This window comes from Nonomuraea monospora (assembly GCF_039531895.1).
GTDB lineage: Bacteria > Actinomycetota > Actinomycetes > Streptosporangiales > Streptosporangiaceae > Nonomuraea > Nonomuraea monospora.
In genome coordinates, this window is record NZ_BAAAQX010000090.1 from 1 (window position 1) to 3,462 (window position 3,462).

2 protein-coding genes are annotated in these 3,462 nt (G+C 71.5%); both read left to right on the forward strand.

The window, feature by feature from the left end:
- Nucleotides 1-154 precede the first annotated feature (154 nt).
- Nucleotides 155-940: a Fic family protein gene (locus tag ABD331_RS60540; protein WP_344496657.1), complete on the forward strand. Its 786-nt coding sequence runs from the start codon at nt 155-157 to the stop codon at nt 938-940.
- 1,499 nt (nt 941-2,439) lie between these two features.
- Nucleotides 2,440-3,372 carry a septum site-determining protein Ssd gene (gene ssd, locus ABD331_RS60545; protein WP_344496659.1) on the forward strand — a complete coding sequence of 311 codons (933 nt, stop codon included), beginning with the start codon at nt 2,440-2,442 and terminating at the stop codon, nt 3,370-3,372.
- The last annotated feature ends 90 nt before the right edge of the window (nt 3,373-3,462 follow it).

Here is a 3,462-nt window from a genome sequence, read left to right on the forward strand (position 1 = left end):
CCCCCGCCCAACCCGCGCACCCCCGCCCAACCCGCGCACCCCCGCCCGAGCCCGAACCAGCGCATCCTCCAGGGACGGTCAGCGGGGGTCGGCGGCGGTCAGCGGTCCCCCGCTCGTTCAGGCGGCCGTGAACGCGCGGGTAAGGTCGGATCCTGTGAGTGACCCAGACCCGTTGGCCGTCGTCGCCCAGCTCCCCGGCGTCCCGGAGGCCGTGGACGAGGCCCGGCAGGCCGTAGACCGGCTCTACCGCCACCGTGTCCTGCGCCGGGCCAGCCCGGCGGTGTCCACCGAGTCGTCCCTGCGCGGCGCGCGCGCCTCGGCCGCCGTCGAGGGTGTGGACGTGCCCTTGGACGCCCTGCGCCGCGACGAGGTGCACGACCCGCTCGTCCAGGGGGCGCTGCGCGCGTCGGCGGAGATGGGCAGGCTGGGCTCCACCTGGCGAAAGGCGCCCAGGCAGGTGCTCGCCCGCCTGCACGCCGTCGCCGCCGCCGGCCTCGCGCCCCAGGAGGCGCTGGGCCGCCCCCGCATCTCCGACGAGGCCCCCGACCCGCTCTCCCTCGGCCCGGCCCCCGGCGCCGCCGACACGGCGGCCCGCCTGGAAGGCCTGCTCGACCTCCTCGAACGTCCCACGAAGGCCCCCGCGATCGTGCTGGCCGCAGTGGTGCACGCCGAGCTGGCGGTGCTGCGGCCGTTCGGCACGGCGGACGGGATCGTGGGCCGCTCGGCGGGGCGCCTGACGCTCGTCGAGCACGGGCTGGACCCGAAGTCGCTGGTGGCGGTGGAGGTGGGGCACCTGGAGCTGCCGTACGCCGACGCGCTGCGCGCCTACCTGGAGGGCTCGGCGGAGGGCGTCGCCGCCTGGGTACAACACTGTGCCTCCGCGGTAACCCTCGGCGTACGCGAGACGACTGCGATCTGTGAGGCCATGCAGCGCGGCTAGCTCTCCTGCAGCCCGGCCAGCCCTCCGGCAGTGAGAGCGGCCCTCCGGCGCTGCTGACATAGCTGACGGCGTCCCAGTCATGGAACGCCGTCTGCCGGTGCATCACACCGGGTTACCAAGCGTGCACCTCAATCCGTCGGAGCGGGTCAAGCCCGTCACGACGCGCCTCCCGCGGCTGGTCGCGCGTGGGTGCCCGGCTGATGCACCCGGACAAGTGGTCCGTGTCACCTTTCTACGACGGATCCGCCCTGATGGGAACCCCTCACACCAAGACCTTTACCCGCACCTGGGATGGGGCTCCAGGGCATGGGTGGGCCCCGGGTTGGAGTACCCGGTTACCAAGCTGTGACTATCACTCTCTGTGATCGCCTTTATGTGATCGTTATCCGGTGACGAAAAAACTTGGCGAAAATGCGAGATTGCTCCTCGACGAAACTCGCGTCGATCGGGCAGCATACGGTGGTATCGCCCGAAACTGGAGCGCCGTTGCACGGGATAGGTTTGCAAGTCCCTTGCCAGGCTCCGGTCTAGTGATGAAAGCTTTCTTCTGAAACGGGACCGGCTCTACCCCCCCGGAGCCGGACCGATCAGGCGACCCCCGCTCTCCCCCCCGGCGGGGGTCGCCCCTTTTCCCCACCATGTTCGGCCGGCCTCCACCTCCCGCCGACAAGTCGGGGCCCCTGATCCCGAACCAGCGTGCTCGACCGCGCCTCCGCCGCCACACTGTTGACCGCGGCCATCGCCTGTTGTTCTTCGACCTTGGATTGCACACCATTCGAGGAACCAAGCGATGGCCGTCACCACGCGCCGCCCCTAACACCCGGCCCACCCACCCCCGCAGGCCCGCCGGCTTCCTCAGCCCACCAGCCTGCTGGGCCCCGCCCGCCTCCTCAGCCCGCCAGCGTCCTGGGCCCCGCCTGCGTCCTGAGCCCCCGCTAGCTTCCGCTGGCTGCCCACTGCGGGCTTCTTCTGCTGCCCTTTCGCGTCCTCTGGCGCCCGCACTTCGCCCCAGCCTGCACCCCGCGCCCGCGCGCACGCCCCCACACCCGGGCACCCCCCACACCCGGGCACCCCCCACACCCGGGCACCCCCCACACCCGGGCACCCCCCACACCCGGGCACCCCCCCACACCTCCACACCCGGCACCCCACAGCCCGCAACTGCCGCGCCGCGCCGCCGACATCCAGCGCACCCCCATACCCGCACCCCGCACACGCCGCGCCGCCGACACCCAGCACTCCCTGCACCCCTACACCCGCGCACACACCGCGCCCGCGCCCGCGCACACGCCGCGCCCGCGCACACGCCGCGCCCGCGCACACGCCGCGCCCCCGACACCCAGGAGGCATCAGCGCGCAGCACGTCATCCACAGCCCCGCCCACCCGCACCCCCACTCATCCACAGAACCCCGTTCGGCCCCTCCCGCCCCACCCCACCTCCAGCAGGCTCGACCTCCGCACCCCCGCGTAACAACCACCCCACCCCCAGGAGGTCGCCATGCACCGCCCCTTGGTCATCACCGAAGACCCACCCCTCCTCGACGACCTCGTCCGCATAGCAGCCGCAGCCGGCGCCCAACTAGACGTAGCCCCCACCCCCACCCACGCCCGCCCCTTCTGGAACCTCGCCCCACTGATAGCCATAGGCGCCGACCAAGCAGACCTGATGGCCTCCACCGCACCCCCACCCCGCGACCAGGTCCTCCTCGTAACCCGCGACCCCGAAGACCCCGACACCTGGCGAAAATGCGTAGCGGTAGGCGCCCAATCCGTCCTCACCCTCCCCAACGACGAACGCCACCTCGTGGACAGATTCGCCGACGCCATGGACCCTGACCCCCGCTCAGGCTCCGTGATCTGCTTGATAGGCGGCCGAGGCGGCGCGGGCGCGAGCGTCCTCGCCGCCTGCCTGGCCCTGCGGGCCTCAACCGACCGCCTCCGCACCCTCCTCGTGGACGCCGACCCGCTCGGCGGAGGCATAGACGCACTGCTGGGTCATGAGGAGGCAAAAGGCGCCCGCTGGGCAGACCTGGTGGCCCGGGAAGGCAGAATCAACGCCGGCGCCCTCCAAGCGGCCCTCCCGGCCTTCGGCGATCTCGCCGTCCTCTCCTTCCACAGAGGCCAGGTCGATCCCATCCCACCGCAAGCCATGCGCTCAGTCCTCGAAGCAGGCACCCGCGGCTTCGACCTGGTGGTCGTGGACCTCCCCAGACACCTCGACCCATCCGCGACAGAGGCCCTGACCAGAGCCAAATCCACCCTCCTGGTGGCCACCGCGGACGTACGCGGCATCCTCTCCGCCGTCCAGGTCCTGTCCGACCTACGCGCTCACACGGCCGACATCCGCGCAATCCTCCGCCCAGGCATCGTGGACGACGACACAGCCCTGGCAGCCCTAGGTGGCTGGTGTTTTTTGATCTATCTCGCGTAAGTCTGGCCTGGTGTGCCATGGTGATCGGTGTTGGTCACCGGGCGTGGGGATGGGATCGAGCGATGGCAGTGGGCCAGACTCCGAAGCAGC